The sequence below is a fragment of the Lysobacter sp. TAB13 genome, assembly GCF_052113885.1.
GTDB classification, from domain to species: Bacteria; Pseudomonadota; Gammaproteobacteria; order Xanthomonadales; family Xanthomonadaceae; genus Lysobacter; species Lysobacter gummosus.
Genome location: NZ_JBFRDR010000004.1, coordinates 263,445 through 279,641 on the forward strand (window position 1 = coordinate 263,445; position 16,197 = coordinate 279,641).

The window sequence follows — 16,197 nt, forward strand, 5'->3', positions numbered from 1 at the left end:
CCGACATCGCCGCGCTCAGCGGCCGCGGCGATTCGCGAAAGCCGCCAGCGTTTGACCCCTCGCGCCCCCCGCCCGCCCCGGCGACGCTTGGATCGCAACCCCGACGGCCCGATATTGCGAAGACCACAGCCGCAGCGAGGAACGCATATGGCGAAACCCCCCAGCCTTCGCAGGGTCGTGATGCTGCACGGCATCTGGATGCCGGGCGTGTCGATGGCCTGGCTCGGCGCGCGGCTGTCGGCGGCCGGGTTCGAGCCGGAGGTGTTCGCCTACGCCGGCGCCGGCGGTGGCCCGCAGGCGACGATTCCGCGTCTGATCGACAGCCTGCGCCGCGCCCCTGGCCACGTGCTGGCGCACAGCCTGGGCGGACTGATCACCCTGAGCGCGCTGAGCGATCACCCCGACCTGCCGGTGCGGCGCGTGGTCTGCCTGGGTTCGCCGCTGCTCGGCAGTGCCGCCGCCCACGGTCTGGCGAGCCATGCCTGGAGCGCGCCGGCGCTGGGCCGCGCCGCGGACCTGCTCAAGACCGGCTGCCCGCCGTGGCGGGGCGAGGCCCAGATCGGGCTGATCGCCGGCAGCAGCCCGCACGGCCTGGGCCGCTATTTCGGCCGCTTCGACGGCGACAGCGACGGCACCGTGGCGGTTTCCGAGACGCGCCTGCCCGGTCTGGCCGCGCACGCGGTGATCCCGGCCAGCCACAGCGGCCTGCTGTTTTCCGCGCAGGCCGCGCGCATGGCCGAGGCGTTCTTCCGTCGCGGCCGTTTCGGCGACTGAGGCCGGGCCGGCGGCGCGGGCGGCATTAATCCTCGTTTTCGAGTCCGCGCCTTAACCCGATCGGGTAAAATCGCCGGCTTGTTCATACAACACGCCGGTAACGCCATGGGTAGAGGTCCGTCGATCGAAGCACGCAAGAACGCCGAGGATTCGCGGCGCGGCAAGATCTTCACCAAGATCATCCGCGAAATCAGCGTGGCCGCGCGTCGCGGCGGCGGCGATCCCAACGGCAATCCGAGCCTGCGCACCGCGGTCGATAAAGGCCTGTCGGCGAACATGTCCAAGGACGTGATCGAGCGCGCCATCAAGAAGGCCACCGGCGCGCTGGAAGGCGTGGAATACGAGGAAATGCGCTACGAGGGCTACGCCCCGGGCGGCGTGGCGGTGATCGTGGACTGCCTGACCGACAACAAGGTCCGCACCGTCGCCGACGTGCGCCATGCCTTCGGCAAGTTCGGCGGCAACCTGGGCACCGACGGCTCGGTGTCCTTCATGTTCGCCAAGCGCGGCGTGCTGTGGTTCGAGGCCGGCGCGGACGAGGAAAAGATCACCGAGGTGGCGATCGACGCCGGCGCGGACGATGTGGTGGTCTACGCCGAGGATGGCTCGATCGACGTGCTGACCTCGCCGGACGCCTTCGCCGCGGTCAAGGCGGCGATGGACGCCGCCGGCCTGATCGCCGGGCAGGCGGAGGTCACCTATCGCGCCGACAACAACATCGCCGTCGGCGGCGAGACCGCGCAGCAAGTGGTCAAGCTGCTGAACTGGCTGGAAGACATGGACGACGTGCAGAGCGTCTACTCCAATGCCGATCTGGGCGAGGATGCCTACGCGTAACGCGTAGACTCCAGCCGTGATCAGAATCCTAGGGATCGACCCGGGCTCGCAGCGCACCGGCCTGGGCGTCATCGACGTCGCCAGCGACGGGCGTTGCACGTTCGTCCACGCCTGCGCGCTCAAGTTGCTGGACGCGGAGGATTTTCCCTCACGCCTGGGCCTGCTGTGCGAGGGGCTGGAGGCGATCCTGGACGAGTTCCAGCCGGCCCAGGTCGCGATCGAAACCGTCTTCATGGACAAGTCCGCGACCTCCGCGCTCAAGCTGGGCCACGCCCGCGGCGCGGCGCTGGCCACGGTGGTGCGACGGCGGATCAAGATCGCCGAATACCCGCCGCGGGTGATCAAGCAGTCGCTGGTCGGGCGCGGCGCGGCCGACAAGCAGCAGGTCCAGCATATGGTGCGGCTGTTGCTGAATATTCCCGAAGTGAAGCTGCAGGCCGACGCCGCCGACGCGCTTGCGGTCGCGCTGACTCATGCCCACATGAGTGCTACGGCCCAGCGCACCGGTATTTCCACCCAGCAGTTGCGCAGGCGCGGGGCCTGAAATGATCGCCGACACGGGGATCGCCGCGAGGTACGCGGCGTGCGGGGTAGGGCCCCGTGCGCGCGGCCGCGTTGTCGTAATCGCCCAACGGCGACATTGTCCGAATCCTGAATCCTCGCGGCGCGCCGATCCCGGCGTGCCGCATACCGCGTTTGGAGTCTCACCGTGATCGGTCGTCTCAAAGGCATCCTGGTGCACAAGCAGCCGCCGTGGCTGGTCATCGACGTGCACGGCGTGGGCTACGAGCTCGAAGCGCCGATGAGCACGTTCTACGATCTGCCCGAAATCGGCCGCGAAGTCGCCTTGTTCACCCACTACGCACAAAAGGAAGACAGCGTCTCGCTGTACGGCTTCCTGCGCGAGGGCGAGCGCCGCCTGTTCCGCGACGTGCAGAAAGTCAGCGGCATCGGCGCCAAGATCGCGCTGGCGGTGCTGTCGGGCGTGCCGGTGGAAGAATTCGCGCGCCTGGTGCAGGTCGGCGACGTCACCGCGCTGACGCGCATTCCCGGCATCGGCAAGAAAACCGCCGAACGCATGGTGGTCGAACTGCGCGACCGCGCCGCCGATCTGGCCGGCATCGGCGCGACGCTCGGCGGCAACGGCGGCGTGCCCGCCGACGCGCAGAGCGAGGCGATCAGCGCGTTGCAGCAACTGGGTTACAAGCCGGCCGAAGCCGCGCGCATGGCGCGCGACGCCTTCGCCGCCGGCGACGATGCCGCCGCCATCATCCGCAAAGCGCTAAAGTCCGCGCTTCGTTGAGCCAAGGCGGGCTTCCGCCACGGAACTACGCGAAATGTCTTCCACTGTTCCTTCCAGTCCGAAAGACGCTCACGGCCATAAGGTCGCGAACGGTCACGACTCCGGCCATCACGGCTCCAAGCGCGGGCTTCCGGGGTTGGTGGTCGGCGCTATTGGCGTGGTCTTCGGCGACATCGGCACCAGCCCGCTGTACACGCTGAAAGAAGCGTTCTCGCCGCATTTCGGCCTGACCGGCAACCACGACACCGTGCTCGGCATTCTGTCGCTGGTGTTCTGGGCGCTGATGATCGTGGTCACGCTGAAGTACGTGACCATCATCATGCGCGCCGACAACGACGGCGAAGGCGGGATCATGGCGCTGATGACCCTGGCCCAGCGCACGCTGGCCAAGGGCGGGCGCTCGGCCTACGTGGTCGGCATTCTCGGCATCTTCGGCGCGTCGCTGTTCTTCGGCGACAGCGTCATCACCCCGGCGATTTCTGTGCTCGGCGCGGTGGAGGGCCTGGAAGTCGCCGCGCCCGGGCTGCACCGTTTCATCGTGCCGATCACCGTGCTGATCCTGGTGATGGTGTTCATGGCGCAGCGCTTCGGCACGGAGAAAGTCGGCAAGGTGTTCGGGCCGATCACCATGATCTGGTTCATCGCGCTGGCCGCGATCGGCATCCACAACATCATCCAGGGCCCGGAAGTGTTCAAGGCGCTGAACCCGATGTGGGGCGTGCGCTTCTTCATGGAACACGGCTGGCATTCGGTGCTGATCCTCGGCGCGGTGGTGCTGGCGGTGACCGGCGGCGAAGCGCTGTACGCCGACATGGGCCACTTCGGCGCCAAGCCGATCCGCTACGCCTGGTACACGATGGTGTTGCCGTGCCTGATGCTCAATTACCTGGGCCAGGGCGCGTTCGTGCTGCATCATCCCGAGGCGGTCAAGAATCCGTTCTTCGAAGCGGTGCCGTCGTGGGGCCTGTACCCGATGATCGTGCTGGCGACGATGGCGGCGGTGATCGCATCCCAAGCGGTGATCACCGGCGCGTATTCGGTCGCGCGCCAGGCCATGCAGCTGGGCTATATCCCGCGCATGCAGATCAAGCACACCTCCAGCGACACCATCGGCCAGATCTACGTGCCGTACATCAACTGGGTGCTGGCGATCACGGTGATCGGCGTGGTGTTGGCGTTCCGCAGTTCCACCGCGCTTGCCACCGCGTATGGTATTTCGGTCGCGACCACGATGCTGATCGACACCCTGCTGCTGGCCCTGGTCGCGCGCGCGCTGTGGCCGCGCTGGCGCAAGTGGGTGCTGCCGCTGTGCGTGGTGTTCTTCATCGTCGATGTCGGCTTCGTCATCGCCAACGGCGCCAAGTTCTTCCAGGGCGCGTGGTTCCCGGTGGTGCTCGGCCTGGCCGTGTTCACCCTGCTGCGCACCTGGCGCCGCGGCCGCGAGCTGCTGCACGAAGAGGTGCGCAAGGAAGGCATCCAGCTCGACAGCTTCCTGCCCGGCCTGATGCTGGCGCCGCCGGCGCGCGTGCCGGGCACGGCGATCTTCATGACCGCCGACAAGGGCGTGGTGCCGCACGCGCTGCTGCACAACCTCAAGCACAACAAGGTGCTGCACGAGCGCAATGTGTTCCTGACCGTGGAAACCCTCGGCATTCCGTATGCGCCGAAGGAAAAGCGGCTCAAGATCGAGGCGATCGGCAACGACTTCTACCGCGTGCTGATCCGCTTCGGTTTCATGGAAGTGCCCGATGTGCCGTTGGCGCTGATGCGCTCGTGCGATGCCGGCGGCATCTACTTCGATCCGATGGACACCACGTACTTCGCCAGCCGCGAAACCGTGGTCGCCAGCCGCCATCGCGGCATGCCGATCTGGCGCGACCGCCTGTTCGCCTTCATGCACCGCAACGCCGCGCCGGCCACCGGTTTCTTCCGGATTCCGGGCAACCGGCTGGTCGAACTGGGCGCTCAGGTCGAAATCTGAGCGCTGGCCCAGGCCCGGGGCGTGACGCGGTTCGCGCCGCGCCGGCCGGGCCCGCCGCATCGGCGTCATCCATAAAGCGCTAGAGTTCGCGCAGCGCCGCGCCCGTTCGCCGGGGCGGCCGTCCATTCCGGGAAATCCCATGTCCGCCAACAAGCCCTCCCACGCTCACGCCGACGGCGTCAGCGGCCACGCCAAGACCGGCATGGCCGGCCTGGTGGCCGGCGCGATCGGCGTCGTCTTCGGCGACATCGGCACCAGCCCGCTGTACACCTTGAAGGAAGCGTTCTCGCCGCATTACGGACTGGTGCCGAACGAACACACCGTGCTCGGCATCCTGTCGCTGGTGTTCTGGTCGCTGATGATCGTGGTGACCTTGAAGTACGTGGCGGTGATCATGCGCGCCGACAACGACGGCGAAGGCGGCATCATGGCCCTGACCGCGCTGACCCAGCGCACGGTCAAGCACAATCCGCGCGCGGTCTACATCATCGGCATTCTCGGCATCTTCGGCGCCTCGCTGTTCTTCGGCGACGGCGTGATCACCCCGGCGATCTCGGTGCTGTCGGCGGTGGAAGGCCTGGAAGTGGCGGCGCCGCACCTGGACCGCTTCGTCGTGCCGATCACCGTGGTGGTGCTGGTGATCTTGTTCATCGCGCAACGCTTCGGCACCGAAGTCGTCGGCAAGGCCTTCGGCCCGGTGATGATCGTGTGGTTCTTCGTGCTCGGCGCGATCGGCGTGTACAACATCGTCGAGGCGCCGCAGGTGATCAAGGCGCTGAACCCGGTGTGGGGCATGCGTTTTTTCGCCGAACACAATTGGCATGCGGTGTTCGTGCTCGGCGCGGTGGTGCTGGCGGTGACCGGCGGCGAAGCGCTGTACGCCGACATGGGCCACTTCGGCAAATGGCCGATCCGCCTGGCCTGGACCTATTTCGCCTTGCCGGCGCTGACCTTGAACTATCTCGGCCAGGGCGCGCTGATGCTCAACAAGCCCGCGGCGGTCGCCAATCCCTTCTTCGAGGCGGTGCCGCAATGGGCGCTGTTCCCGATGATCGGCCTGGCCACCGCGGCCACGGTGATCGCCTCGCAGGCGGTCATCACCGGCGCCTATTCGGTCGCGCGCCAGGCCATGCAGCTGGGCTACATCCCGCGCATGGCGATCAAGCACACCTCGCGCGACACCATCGGCCAGATCTACATTCCGGCGGTCAACTGGATGCTGCTGGCGCTGGTGATCGTCTCGGTGGTCGGCTTCGGCAGTTCCACCGCGCTGGCGACCGCCTACGGCGTGTCGGTGACCGGCACCATGCTGATCACCAGCGTGCTGATGATCATCTACCTGCGCGCCAACAGCCGCGTGCCGGCGCCGTTGTTCTGGCTGCTCGCGGCAGTGTTCGTGCTGGTGGACGTGGCGTTCTTCTACGCCAACATCATCAAGTTCATGGACGGCGCCTGGTTCCCGCTGCTGCTCGGCCTGATCCTGTTCACCATGATGCGCACCTGGCGCCGCGGCCGCGAATTGCTGCACGAGGAAGTGCGCAAGGAAGGCATCCAGCTCGACAGCTTCCTGCCCGGGCTGATGCTGGCGCCGCCGGTGCGCGTGCCCGGCACGGCGATCTTCATGACCGCCGACAAGGACGTGGTCCCGCACGGGTTGATGCACAACCTCAAGCACAACAAGGTGCTGCACCGGCGCAACGTGTTCCTGACCGTGGAAACCCTGGGCATGCCGCACGCGCCGTTGGAGAAGCGGCTCAAGATCGAAGCGATCGGCAACGATTTCTATCGCGTGCTGATCCGCTTCGGTTTCATGGAAGTGCCCGATGTGCCGCTGGCGCTGATGCGCTCGTGCGACGCCGGCGGCATCTATTTCGATCCGATGGAGACCACGTATTTCGCCAGCCGCGAAACCGTGGTCGCCAGCCGCCATCGCGGCATGCCGATCTGGCGCGACCGCCTGTTCGCCTTCATGCATCGCAACGCCGCGCCGGCCACAGGTTTCTTCCGGATTCCGGGCAATCGGCTGGTGGAGTTGGGCGCCCAGGTCGAGATCTGAGCGGTCGCTGGATCGAGGGCTTGTCATATCGGCAAGCGGCTTTGCAAGAACGCTGCGATGCGCGCGGCGAGCCGGGAATAACCGTTCCATCCGCAACGGCGACGCGCGCTGCGCGCGCGCCTAGCCTCGTGCCGACTTCCATCGACCACGAGGCTTCCCCATGTCCGATCCGCGCGCGTTCGTCATCCAGCAGGCCGACGCCGAAACCATGGCCGGCGACGGCACCCAACTGTGGCTGCTCGCCGACGCCAGCGACTGCTGCGGCGCGCTCGGCGCCAACCGCCTGCGCCTGCAACCCGGCGCGGCCGGCGCCCGGCCGCATCTGCACAAGCGTTCCAGCGAAGCCTTCTATGTGCTCGAAGGCGTCCTGGAGATGGTCATCGACGGCGACACCGTGCGGATGGAGCAGGGCGGCTATGCGGTGATTCCGCCGGGCGTGGTGCATTCCTTCGCCGCCACCGCCGGCGAAGTCGCGGACGTCTTCATCACCCTGACCCCGGGCGTGGAGCGCTTCGACTACTTCCGCATGCTGCCCAGCATCCTGCGCGGCGAGGTCGATGCGCAGACGCTGGCGCAGGTGCACGATCGCTACGACGTGCATTTCGTCTGACCAGCCCGTCTATGCGCATCCCCGAGGTCGATTCCCCCCCTTTGAAAAAGGGGGGGCAGGGGGGATTCGCTTTTCACGAAGCCGCGCAACAGCAAATCCCCCGGCGCGCTACCGACATCGCGGCGTCACAACCACGATGGCCGCCCGCCCCCTTTTTCAAAGGGGGCTCATTCGCGCTGAATTCGCCGCGTCATCGCGTCAATCGCGGCCAAACCTTCATCCAGTCCTGCCCGCGCCCCCCGTCCCATGCGAACATATCCGCATGAACGATCCACGCATCCTCGCTCCCGGCGCCACCCGCGAAGACGACGCCATCGAGGCCTCGATCCGGCCCAAGCGCCTGGACGAGTACCTGGGCCAGCAGCCGGTGCGCGAGCAGCTCAAGATCTACATCGAGGCCGCCAAGCAGCGCGGCGAGGCGCTCGATCACGTGCTGATCTTCGGGCCGCCCGGCCTGGGCAAGACCACGCTGAGCCACGTCATCGCCAACGAACTGGGCGTCAACCTGCGCCAGACCTCGGGCCCGGTGATCGAGAAAGCCGGCGACCTGGCCGCGCTGCTGACCAATCTGCAGCCGCACGACGTGCTGTTCGTGGACGAAATCCATCGCCTCTCGCCCGTGGTCGAGGAAGTGCTGTACCCGGCGATGGAGGACTACCAGATCGACATCATGATCGGCGAAGGCCCCGCGGCCCGTTCGATCAAGCTCGACCTGCCGCCGTTCACGCTGATCGGCGCGACCACCCGCGCCGGCCTGCTGACCGCGCCGCTGCGCGACCGCTTCGGCATCACCCAGCGCCTGGAGTTCTACAACGCCGAGGAGCTGACCCGGATCGTGCGCCGCTCGGCGCAGATCCTGGGGATTTCCTGCGTGCCCGAGGGCGCGGCCGAGATCGCCCGGCGTTCGCGCGGCACCCCGCGCATCGCCAACCGCCTGCTGCGGCGCGTGCGCGACTACGCCCAGGTCCGCGCCGGCGGGGTCATCGACCACGCCACCGCCGATGCGGCCATGCTCATGCTCAAAATCGATCCGGAAGGCTTCGACGATCTCGACCGGCGCTTGCTGCGCACCATCATCGAGTCCTTCGACGGCGGCCCGGTCGGGGTGGAATCGCTGGCCGCGGCGCTGAGCGAGGAGCGCGGCACGCTCGAAGACGTGATCGAGCCGTTCCTGATCCAGCAGGGCTATCTGATCCGCACCGCGCGCGGCCGCATGGCCACGCCCAAGGCCTATCGCCTGATGGGCCTGAAGCCGCGCGTGGACACGCCCAGCCTGTTCGACCCGGAACCGGAGCTGTGAGCGCGACTGCGATGCAAGCGATTGTCCTGGGAGCCCGCTCTTGACGTCTGATTTCCCGTCCCCGACGCCCGAATCCCAGCTATTCAGTTGGCCGACACGCGTGTATTGGGAAGATACCGATGCTGGCGGCGTGGTGTATCACGCCCAATATCTGGCGTTTCTGGAGCGCGCGCGCAGCGAATGGGTGCGTGCGCTGGGTTACGGCCAGGACGGTTTGCGCCGCGATCACGGGCTGCTGTTCGTGGTCGCCGGCATGCAGATCGGCTTCCTCAAGCCGGCGCGGCTGGACGATGCGCTGGAGGTCACGGTGGAACTGCGGCGCTGCCGCCGCGCCAGCCTGATCTTCGCGCAGACCGTGCGGCGCGGCGCGGAAACGCTGATCAGCGCCGAGGTCCGGGTCGCCGCGGTGGACGCCGAGCATTGGCGTCCGTGCGCGATCCCGGCCGGGCTGCTGGCGCAACTGCAGGCGCAGGAAGCGCCCGGCGACGGCGGCTGAGCGCATCGGCGGCCCGCCCGGCGCCTTGCACCGCGCTTCACGAACTTCGCTGTAAAAACTTCCGCATCAAATTACCGTTTCAACCCCTCCACACCCCGCGGCTCGTTGACTCCCCACGGACCGCGCTGCCCCATCACAGGCCCGCGTATCGGGCTACGGAGAACCAAGCATGACGTCATCGCTGATCGCGCTTCTGGCCACGACTGTGCAAGCCCTGCCGGAGGAAGCCGCCCAGGCCGTGACGCAAGGCGCCGCGGCGGCCGCCACGGCCACCGCCGGCTTCAATCTGTGGGATCTGGTGATCAAGGCCAGCCTGCCGGTCCAGCTCATCATGGCCCTGCTGGTGATCGCCTCGATCACCTCGTGGTTCATCATCTTCCGCAAGTGGAAGGTGATCCGCCGCGCCCGGTCCGAGGCCGACCATTTCGAAGAACGCTTCTGGTCGGGCGCGGAGCTGTCCAAGCTCTACGCCGGCACCACCGAGCGCGCGCGCTCGGTCGGCGGCCTGGAGGCGATCTTCGAAGCCGGTTTCCGCGAGTTCAACCGCATCCGCCAGCGTCGCGGCGTGGATGCCCGCGCCCAGCTCGAAGGCGCCCAGCGGGCGATGCGCGCGACCGGTTCGCGCGAGCTCGACGGCCTTGAACACAACCTGGAACTGCTGGCCAACATCGGCTCGACCTCGCCCTACATCGGCCTGGTCGGCACCGTGTTCGGCATCATGGTGACCATGCATTCGCTGGTGTCCACCACCAAGCAGGTCGGCATCGCCGACGTCGCGCCGGGCATCTCCGAGGCGCTGCTGGCGACCGCGATGGGCCTGTTCGTGGCGATCCCGGCGGTGTGGGCCTACAACCGTTTCGCCACCAGCGTGGAGCGCCTGGCGGTGCGGTACGACGCGTTCTCGGAAGAGTTCTCCTCGATCCTGCAGCGGCAGTCGCACCTGGACGAGTGATGCGGCCCGCGCCGATCGCCACTCCGCCCAGCCCGCGCTCAGCGCGACCGCTGCGCTCGCCGTAAATCGAGCGCAACCGACGAGGAATCCGCCATGTCCGGCACCGCTATCCGCCGCCCGCGCAAACGCAAGCTCAAGGCCGAGATCAACGTCGTGCCTTACATCGACGTGATGTTGGTGCTGCTGATCATCTTCATGGTCACCGCGCCCTTGCTCAGCCTGGGCGTAGACGTCGAGCTGCCCAAGTCCAACGTGAAGTCCATCGACGCCAAGAACGACCCGATCGTGGTCAGCGTCGATAAGGACGGCCACTACTTCCTGGCGCTGAAGGCCGGCAACAACGAAGCCGTCAGCCGCGACACCCTGGCGACCAAGATCGGCGCCCTGGTCAAGCAGAACGGCAAGGACAAGCTGCAGGTGTTCATCGCCGCCGAAGGCACGGCCAATTACCAGAAAGTCTTCGACGCGATGAAGGTGCTGCAGGACGCCGGCGTGGAAAAAGTCGGCCTGATGAGCCAGCCCGAGCAGCGGAGCCGGGCGCAATGAGGGAAACCCGCGCCGACACCGTGCAAGCCGCGATCGTGGTCGTGCTGCTGCACGGCCTGCTGATCGTGGCCATTTTCCTGAGCATGCTCTGGAATTGGCAAAGCGAGCAGGTGGCCGCCGCGGGCTCGCCGATTTCCTCCGAACTCACCGACATCAGCGACCTGTCGGCGGCGATGCAGCGCACCTTGCGCAATCGCCCCAAGCCGGTGGAAACGCTGCCCACGCCCGAGCCGGAAGAGGCCGCGCCCTTGCCGCAACCGATCCCCGAGCCCAAGCCGCAGGACGCGCCCGCGCCGCAGCAGCAGGCGCCGCAGGATTTCATCCCGGTGCCCGACGACACCAGCCAGGAACAGGTGGTGGACACGCCCACGCCCAACCGCGCCGAAGAGCAGAAGGTGCAGGAAGCCAAGGCGCGCCAGGAGCAGGTCGATCTGACCGAGCAAAAACGCCAGGAAGAAGCGCAGCAACAGCAGCGTCTGGCCGCCGAGCAGCAGGAAAAGCTCAAGGAACTCGAAAAGATCCGCGCCGAACGCGCCAAGCTGCAGAAGCAGACCAATCTGGCCGAGCAGAAGCTGCAGCAGCTCGCCGACGCGCGCGCCGCCAACGCCAGCCAGAACGCGGCGACGCCGTCGCCGTCACAGCCGGCCGGCAACGAAGGCGTGGACACCGGTCTGGCCGCGCGCTACGCCGCCGCGCTGCAATCGGCGATCGTGCAGAAGTGGACGCGTCCGGACACCGTGCCGATCGGCGCCGGCTGCCGGCTCAACATCCGCCAGTTGCCCGGCGGCAACGTGATTTCGGTGGAAGTGGTCGAGCCCTGCGGCTACGACGAACAAGGCCGGCGTTCGATCGAGGCCGCGGTGCTCAAGGCCCAGCCGCTGCCGTACGCCGGCTTCGAGAAAGTGTTCTCGCGCAACCTCAACCTCAACTTCAAGGCCGAGGACCGCTGATGGCCGCCTTCGCCGTCGCGCGCGGTTCGCGCCTGGCCTTGCTTGGCGCCGTGGCGGCGATGGCCGTCGCCGCGTTCGCGCCGCCGGCCGCCGCGCGCCGCCCCGAGCCGATGGGCGCGGACTGCTCGCAGCCCGAGCGCTGCCTGCCGCAAAACCAGTTGCGTTATTACGAGCTGCTGCGCGAAAACATCCTGCGGCACTGGCATCCGCCGTCCAGCGTCGCCGCCGACAGCACCTGCACCCTCGACCTGCGCCAGGCGCCGGGCGGGCAGGTGCTGGCCGTGCAGACGGTCGCCCCCTGCGACCTCGACGAGGCCGGCCGCAGCTCGCTGCTGGCGGCGGTGCGGGCGGCCCAGCCGCTGCCGTACGAGGGCTACGAACAAGTGTTCAAGCGCCAGCTGCGGCTGAATCTGCGCGCGCAGGAGCCCGACGAGGCGGAAGACGGCAAGGTCAAACGCTGGTGGAGACGTCTGCGGGAGCGCTGAGACGCTCTGGCCGCCGAACGGCGTTGTGCCGAAGCGGTCCGGATGATCGCGAATTTTCGCCTCCGATCCCAGCCAATCCGCGCCGTTGACGACCGTTGGGCCGGCGCAGGCTGCCGGAAATGCAAATTGACCCCAGGTTTTGAGCCCACGTTCACTCAACAGCGTTAACAATGCCGAACCTGAACAAACCCCCGTTGAACCCCACGGAGTGCCGATGAAACGATCCCTGCGCTGGCTGGCTTCACTGCTGGCTCTCCTGCTTCCCCTCGCCGCCGCGGCCCAGCAGCAAGGGTTGGAGATCGACATCGTCGGCGGCAACGCCTCGGCCACGCCGATCGCGGTCGTGCCGATGCCCTACCAGGGCGGCGGCGCCGCTCCGCCCACCGACATCGCCGAAGTGGTGCGCAACGACCTCAACCGTTCCGGCCAGTTCCGCGGCCTGCCGGTCGAGCAGATGACCGCCAAGCCGACCAAGGGCAGCGAGATCAGCTATCCGGATTGGCGCGCGCTCAACCAGGACTACATCGTCGTCGGCCGCGTCGCCGATGCCGGCGCCGGCAGCTACCGGGTCGAGTACGAACTGTTCGACGTGGCCAAGCAGCAGCGCCTGCTGGGCTTCGCCCTGACCGCGCGCTCCAACGCGATGCGCGATGTCGCCCACCAGATCGCCGACGCGGTGTACGAGAAGATCACCGGCGTGCGCGGCGCGTTCTTCACCCGCATCGCCTACGTGACCGCCACCGGCCTGGGCCGCGGCAGCAACTTCGCGCTGATGGTCGCCGACTCCGACGGCTACAACCCGCAGACCGTGGTGCGCTCGCCCGAGCCGCTGGTGTCCCCGTCGTGGAGCCCGGACGGCAACAAGCTGGCCTATGTGAGCTTCGAGGGCGGCAATTCCTCGATCTACATCCAGAACATCGGCACCGGCAGCCGCGAGCTGATCGCCAAGTTCCGCGGCATCAACGGCGCCCCGGCGTTCTCGCCCGACGGCCGCCGCCTGGCCCTGACCCTGTCGCGCAGCGGCAACCCGGAGATCTACGTGATGGACTTGGGCAGCAAGGCGCTGACCCAGCTGACCAACCACTTCGCCATCGACACCGAGCCGACCTGGTCGGCCGACGGCAGCAAGATCTATTTCACCTCCGACCGGGGTGGCAAGCCGCAGATCTACGTGGTCGCCTCCAGCGGCGGCGGCGCCACCCGGGTGACCTTCCAGGGCAGCTACAACGCCAGCGCCGACGTGTCCTACGACGGCAAGAAGATCGTCACCGCGCAGGGCGCCGGCAGCACCTACCGCATCGCGATGATGGATTCCAGCCTCGGCTCGCCGCGCTGGAGCACTTTGTCGCCCGGTTCGCTCGACGAGTCGCCGAGCTTTGCCCCGAATGCCTCCATGATCATTTATGCTGCGCGCGAAGGACGCCGTGGCGTGCTGTATGCCGTTTCCGCCGATGCCCGGGTGCGCCAGCGCCTGGTGCTCGCGGACGGCGACGTGCGCGAACCGGCCTGGGGACCTTACCGGCTGCCGCGCTGAAGCGCCGGCCGACCCCATGCGCAGATCGCGCCAGCTCGCCTGCTGACCCCCGAACGACTCCTGCCCCACGCTATAAACTGACGAGGAATACCCCATGAACAACGCTGCCCGCATTTTGCTCGCCGCCGTGCTCTGCACCGCGGCCGTCGCCTGCTCGAAGAAGGTCAAGGAAGTTCCGCCGACCGACTCCACCGGCCCGACCACCACCCAGCCCGGTGGCGATACCGGTCCGGTCGCCTCCGGCGCCTACGGCCCGAACGACCTCGACACCGACGCCTGCCTGCGTCAGCGCGTGGTCTACTTCGACCTCGACCAGGATTCGCTGAAGCCGGAATTCCAGGCCATCGTCGGCTGCCACGCCAAGTACCTGCGCGACCGTCCGTCCTCGCGCATGACCCTGGAAGGCAACGCCGACGAGCGCGGCAGCCGCGAGTACAACTTCGGCCTCGGCGAGCGCCGCGGCAAGGCCGTGTCCTCGGCGATCCAGGCCAACAACGCCTCGGGCAGCCAGATCACCGTGACCTCCTACGGCGAAGAGCGCCCGGTCTGCACCGAGTCCAACGAAGACTGCTGGGCCAAGAACCGTCGCGTCGAGATCGTCTACACCGCCAAGTAAGCCGCGGTCGTAAACATCCACGCTATACAACGAAGGCTTATCAGCGATGCGTAAATTCGCACTAGCCTTGGCGATCGTGGCGGCCTCGACGSCCCCCACGCCCGCTTTTGCCCAGCGCGCCAGCCTGGCCGACCGCGTCGCGGTGCTCGAGCAGCGCGCTTCGGACAATCAGGCCAATCTCGACCTGCTCAACCAGGTCACCCAGCTGCGGACCGAAATGCAGGCCCTGCGCTCGCAGATCGAAGAACTGCAGCAGCAGAACAAGCAGTTGCAGGACAGCAGCAAAGCCCAGTACCTGGACACCGACAACCGCCTCAACCGTCTCGAAGGCGGTGCCGGCGCACCCGCGGCGCCCGCCGCCGGTCCGCCGCAGGCGTCCGCTCCGACACCGCCGCCCGCGGCGGTGAAGGACACCCCGCCGACCGTGCACGGCGATGCGGGTCTGATCGCCCAGAGCGGCGACGAACGCGCCGCCTACGACACCGCCTTCGGCGCTCTGAAGGCCGGGCAGTACGTCGAATCGGCTCGGCTGTTCCAGGAATTTCTGGCCGCGCACCCGGGCGGCACCTATGCGCCGAATGCTTTGTACTGGCTCGGCGAAAGCTATTACGTCACGCAGAATTACCAGCTCGCGCAGGAGCAGTTCCAGGCCCTGCTCGATCGCTATCCGACCCACGACAAGGCCGCCGGCGCCCTGCTCAAGGTCGGCCTGGCCCAGTTCGGCCTGAAACAGGTCGATGCCGCCGAGCGCACGCTCGCCGACGTCGCGACCCGCTATCCCGGCACCGACGCGGCCCGCACAGCCTCCGATCGCCTCAACGCGATCCAGCTGAGCCGGCTGCGCAACTAAGGTTTCCCATGAACGCCGTTGTCACCCAGACGGCCGAGGCGCCGTCCGAGCGCCTGCGGCTGACCGAAATCTTCCTGTCGCTGCAGGGCGAATCCAACACAATCGGCTGGCCGACCGTGTTCGTGCGCCTGACCGGCTGCCCGCTGCGCTGCCAGTACTGCGACACCGCCTACGCCTTCCACGGCGGCGAATGGTGGGATTTCGACGCGATCCTGGCCGAGGTCGCCAAGCACGGCGCCCGCCACGTCTGCGTGACCGGTGGCGAGCCGCTGGCGCAGAAGCGTTGCATCCAGTTGCTGCAGAAGCTGTGCGACGCCGGCTATGAGGTTTCGCTGGAGACCTCCGGCGCGATCGACATCGGCCCGGTCGATACGCGCGTCTCGCGGGTGCTGGACATCAAGACCCCCGATTCCAGGGAAGCCCACCGCAACCTGTGGAGCAACCTGCCGCTGCTGACCGCGCACGACCAGATCAAGTTCGTGATCTGCAGCCGCGAAGACTACGAGTGGTCGAAGGCCATCGTCGCCGAGCACGGCCTGACCGCGATCTGCGACGTCCTGTTCTCGCCGAGCTTCACCCAGATCAAACCCAGCGACCTGGCCGACTGGATCGTCGCCGATCGCCTGCCGGTGCGGTTCCAGCTGCAGTTGCACAAGATTCTTTGGAACGACGAGCCGGGAAGGTAAGGGCGGGGATTGGAGATTCGGGATTTGGGATTCGGGGTGCATTGAAGCGAACCTGGCCCGTCCCGACGCGTTGCGTTGCAATGCGCTGCAATGTTCCGATTTGCCGGCTTTTTTGCTCGTCATTCCCGCGAAGGCGGGAATCCAGTGACTTCAGCGCCATGCCGCAGTAAGTCCGCATTCGCCGCAATAACGAGCAAAGGCACCCGCAGCTTCGTTTAGCC

The 16,197-nt window shown here is 67.3% G+C and carries 17 protein-coding genes; all 17 read left to right on the forward strand.

Features of this window, described 5'->3' with window-relative positions:
- Positions 1-147 precede the first annotated feature (147 nt).
- The 17 genes from AB4Y92_RS07250 (at position 148) to queE (ending at position 15,976) form a co-directional block, all read left to right on the forward strand.
- A complete protein-coding gene (locus AB4Y92_RS07250) occupies positions 148-774 on the forward strand; it encodes an esterase/lipase family protein (RefSeq protein ID WP_441819002.1) in 627 nt (208 codons plus the stop codon).
- 105 nt (positions 775-879) lie between these two features.
- Complete coding sequence (locus AB4Y92_RS07255) at positions 880-1,611, forward strand: YebC/PmpR family DNA-binding transcriptional regulator (RefSeq protein WP_441819003.1); 732 nt, start codon at positions 880-882, stop codon at positions 1,609-1,611.
- A 16-nt stretch (positions 1,612-1,627) separates the two neighbouring features.
- Complete coding sequence (ruvC, locus tag AB4Y92_RS07260) at positions 1,628-2,155, forward strand: crossover junction endodeoxyribonuclease RuvC (RefSeq protein ID WP_057944053.1); 528 nt, start codon at positions 1,628-1,630, stop codon at positions 2,153-2,155.
- A 165-nt stretch (positions 2,156-2,320) separates the two neighbouring features.
- A complete protein-coding gene (ruvA, locus tag AB4Y92_RS07265; protein ID WP_441819004.1) occupies positions 2,321-2,914 on the forward strand; it encodes a Holliday junction branch migration protein RuvA in 594 nt (197 codons plus the stop codon).
- Between the two features lie 34 nt (positions 2,915-2,948).
- The gene (locus tag AB4Y92_RS07270; protein ID WP_441819005.1) at positions 2,949-4,895 is read left to right on the forward strand and encodes a potassium transporter Kup; all 1,947 of its coding nucleotides are present in this window, start codon (positions 2,949-2,951) and stop codon (positions 4,893-4,895) included.
- Positions 4,896-5,097: 202 nt separating this feature from the next.
- A complete protein-coding gene (locus AB4Y92_RS07275; RefSeq protein WP_441819068.1) occupies positions 5,098-6,951 on the forward strand; it encodes a potassium transporter Kup in 1,854 nt (617 codons plus the stop codon).
- Between the two features lie 160 nt (positions 6,952-7,111).
- Positions 7,112-7,561 carry a cupin domain-containing protein gene (locus tag AB4Y92_RS07280; RefSeq protein WP_441819006.1) on the forward strand — a complete coding sequence of 150 codons (450 nt, stop codon included), beginning with the start codon at positions 7,112-7,114 and terminating at the stop codon, positions 7,559-7,561.
- A gap of 262 nt (positions 7,562-7,823) precedes the next feature.
- Positions 7,824-8,861, forward strand: coding sequence for a Holliday junction branch migration DNA helicase RuvB (gene ruvB, locus AB4Y92_RS07285; RefSeq protein ID WP_441819007.1), 1,038 nt, complete (start codon positions 7,824-7,826; stop codon positions 8,859-8,861).
- A gap of 40 nt (positions 8,862-8,901) precedes the next feature.
- Complete coding sequence (ybgC, locus tag AB4Y92_RS07290; RefSeq protein WP_441819008.1) at positions 8,902-9,357, forward strand: tol-pal system-associated acyl-CoA thioesterase; 456 nt, start codon at positions 8,902-8,904, stop codon at positions 9,355-9,357.
- A gap of 169 nt (positions 9,358-9,526) precedes the next feature.
- Positions 9,527-10,309, forward strand: coding sequence for a protein TolQ (tolQ, locus tag AB4Y92_RS07295; protein ID WP_441819009.1), 783 nt, complete (start codon positions 9,527-9,529; stop codon positions 10,307-10,309).
- Positions 10,310-10,402: 93 nt separating this feature from the next.
- On the forward strand, positions 10,403-10,855 hold the full coding sequence (gene tolR, locus AB4Y92_RS07300; RefSeq protein ID WP_057944045.1) for a protein TolR: 453 nt from the start codon (positions 10,403-10,405) through the stop codon (positions 10,853-10,855).
- Entirely contained in the window at positions 10,852-11,805 is a 954-nt protein-coding gene (locus AB4Y92_RS07305) for a cell envelope integrity protein TolA (protein ID WP_441819010.1), read from the forward strand. The genes tolR and AB4Y92_RS07305 overlap by 4 nt, the downstream gene beginning before the upstream one ends.
- Positions 11,805-12,290: a hypothetical protein gene (locus tag AB4Y92_RS07310; protein ID WP_441819011.1), complete on the forward strand. Its 486-nt coding sequence runs from the start codon at positions 11,805-11,807 to the stop codon at positions 12,288-12,290. The genes AB4Y92_RS07305 and AB4Y92_RS07310 overlap by 1 nt, the downstream gene beginning before the upstream one ends.
- Positions 12,291-12,504: 214 nt before the next feature.
- The gene (tolB, locus tag AB4Y92_RS07315; protein ID WP_441819012.1) at positions 12,505-13,824 is read left to right on the forward strand and encodes a Tol-Pal system beta propeller repeat protein TolB; all 1,320 of its coding nucleotides are present in this window, start codon (positions 12,505-12,507) and stop codon (positions 13,822-13,824) included.
- 94 nt (positions 13,825-13,918) lie between these two features.
- On the forward strand, positions 13,919-14,440 hold the full coding sequence (gene pal / locus AB4Y92_RS07320) for a peptidoglycan-associated lipoprotein Pal (protein ID WP_441819013.1): 522 nt from the start codon (positions 13,919-13,921) through the stop codon (positions 14,438-14,440).
- A gap of 46 nt (positions 14,441-14,486) precedes the next feature.
- Entirely contained in the window at positions 14,487-15,290 is an 804-nt protein-coding gene (gene ybgF, locus AB4Y92_RS07325) for a tol-pal system protein YbgF (RefSeq protein ID WP_441819014.1), read from the forward strand.
- An 8-nt stretch (positions 15,291-15,298) separates the two neighbouring features.
- A complete protein-coding gene (gene queE / locus AB4Y92_RS07330; RefSeq protein WP_441819015.1) occupies positions 15,299-15,976 on the forward strand; it encodes a 7-carboxy-7-deazaguanine synthase QueE in 678 nt (225 codons plus the stop codon).
- The last annotated feature ends 221 nt before the right edge of the window (positions 15,977-16,197 follow it).

What these genes read in the sequence shown, in the direction of transcription:
- ruvB (WP_441819007.1), top strand. Translation starts at nt 7,824, where the DNA reads ATGAACGATCCACGCATCCTCGCTCCCGGCGCCACCCGCGAAGACGAC.
- queE (WP_441819015.1), top strand. Translation starts at nt 15,299, where the DNA reads ATGAACGCCGTTGTCACCCAGACGGCCGAGGCGCCGTCCGAGCGCCTG.
- tolB (WP_441819012.1), top strand. Translation starts at nt 12,505, where the DNA reads ATGAAACGATCCCTGCGCTGGCTGGCTTCACTGCTGGCTCTCCTGCTT.
- AB4Y92_RS07250 (WP_441819002.1), top strand. Translation starts at nt 148, where the DNA reads ATGGCGAAACCCCCCAGCCTTCGCAGGGTCGTGATGCTGCACGGCATC.
- tolQ (WP_441819009.1), top strand. Translation starts at nt 9,527, where the DNA reads ATGACGTCATCGCTGATCGCGCTTCTGGCCACGACTGTGCAAGCCCTG.
- pal (WP_441819013.1), top strand. Translation starts at nt 13,919, where the DNA reads ATGAACAACGCTGCCCGCATTTTGCTCGCCGCCGTGCTCTGCACCGCG.
- AB4Y92_RS07275 (WP_441819068.1), top strand. Translation starts at nt 5,098, where the DNA reads ATGGCCGGCCTGGTGGCCGGCGCGATCGGCGTCGTCTTCGGCGACATC.
- tolR (WP_057944045.1), top strand. Translation starts at nt 10,403, where the DNA reads ATGTCCGGCACCGCTATCCGCCGCCCGCGCAAACGCAAGCTCAAGGCC.
- AB4Y92_RS07255 (WP_441819003.1), top strand. Translation starts at nt 880, where the DNA reads ATGGGTAGAGGTCCGTCGATCGAAGCACGCAAGAACGCCGAGGATTCG.
- AB4Y92_RS07280 (WP_441819006.1), top strand. Translation starts at nt 7,112, where the DNA reads ATGTCCGATCCGCGCGCGTTCGTCATCCAGCAGGCCGACGCCGAAACC.
- AB4Y92_RS07310 (WP_441819011.1), top strand. Translation starts at nt 11,805, where the DNA reads ATGGCCGCCTTCGCCGTCGCGCGCGGTTCGCGCCTGGCCTTGCTTGGC.
- AB4Y92_RS07305 (WP_441819010.1), top strand. Translation starts at nt 10,852, where the DNA reads ATGAGGGAAACCCGCGCCGACACCGTGCAAGCCGCGATCGTGGTCGTG.
- AB4Y92_RS07270 (WP_441819005.1), top strand. Translation starts at nt 2,949, where the DNA reads ATGTCTTCCACTGTTCCTTCCAGTCCGAAAGACGCTCACGGCCATAAG.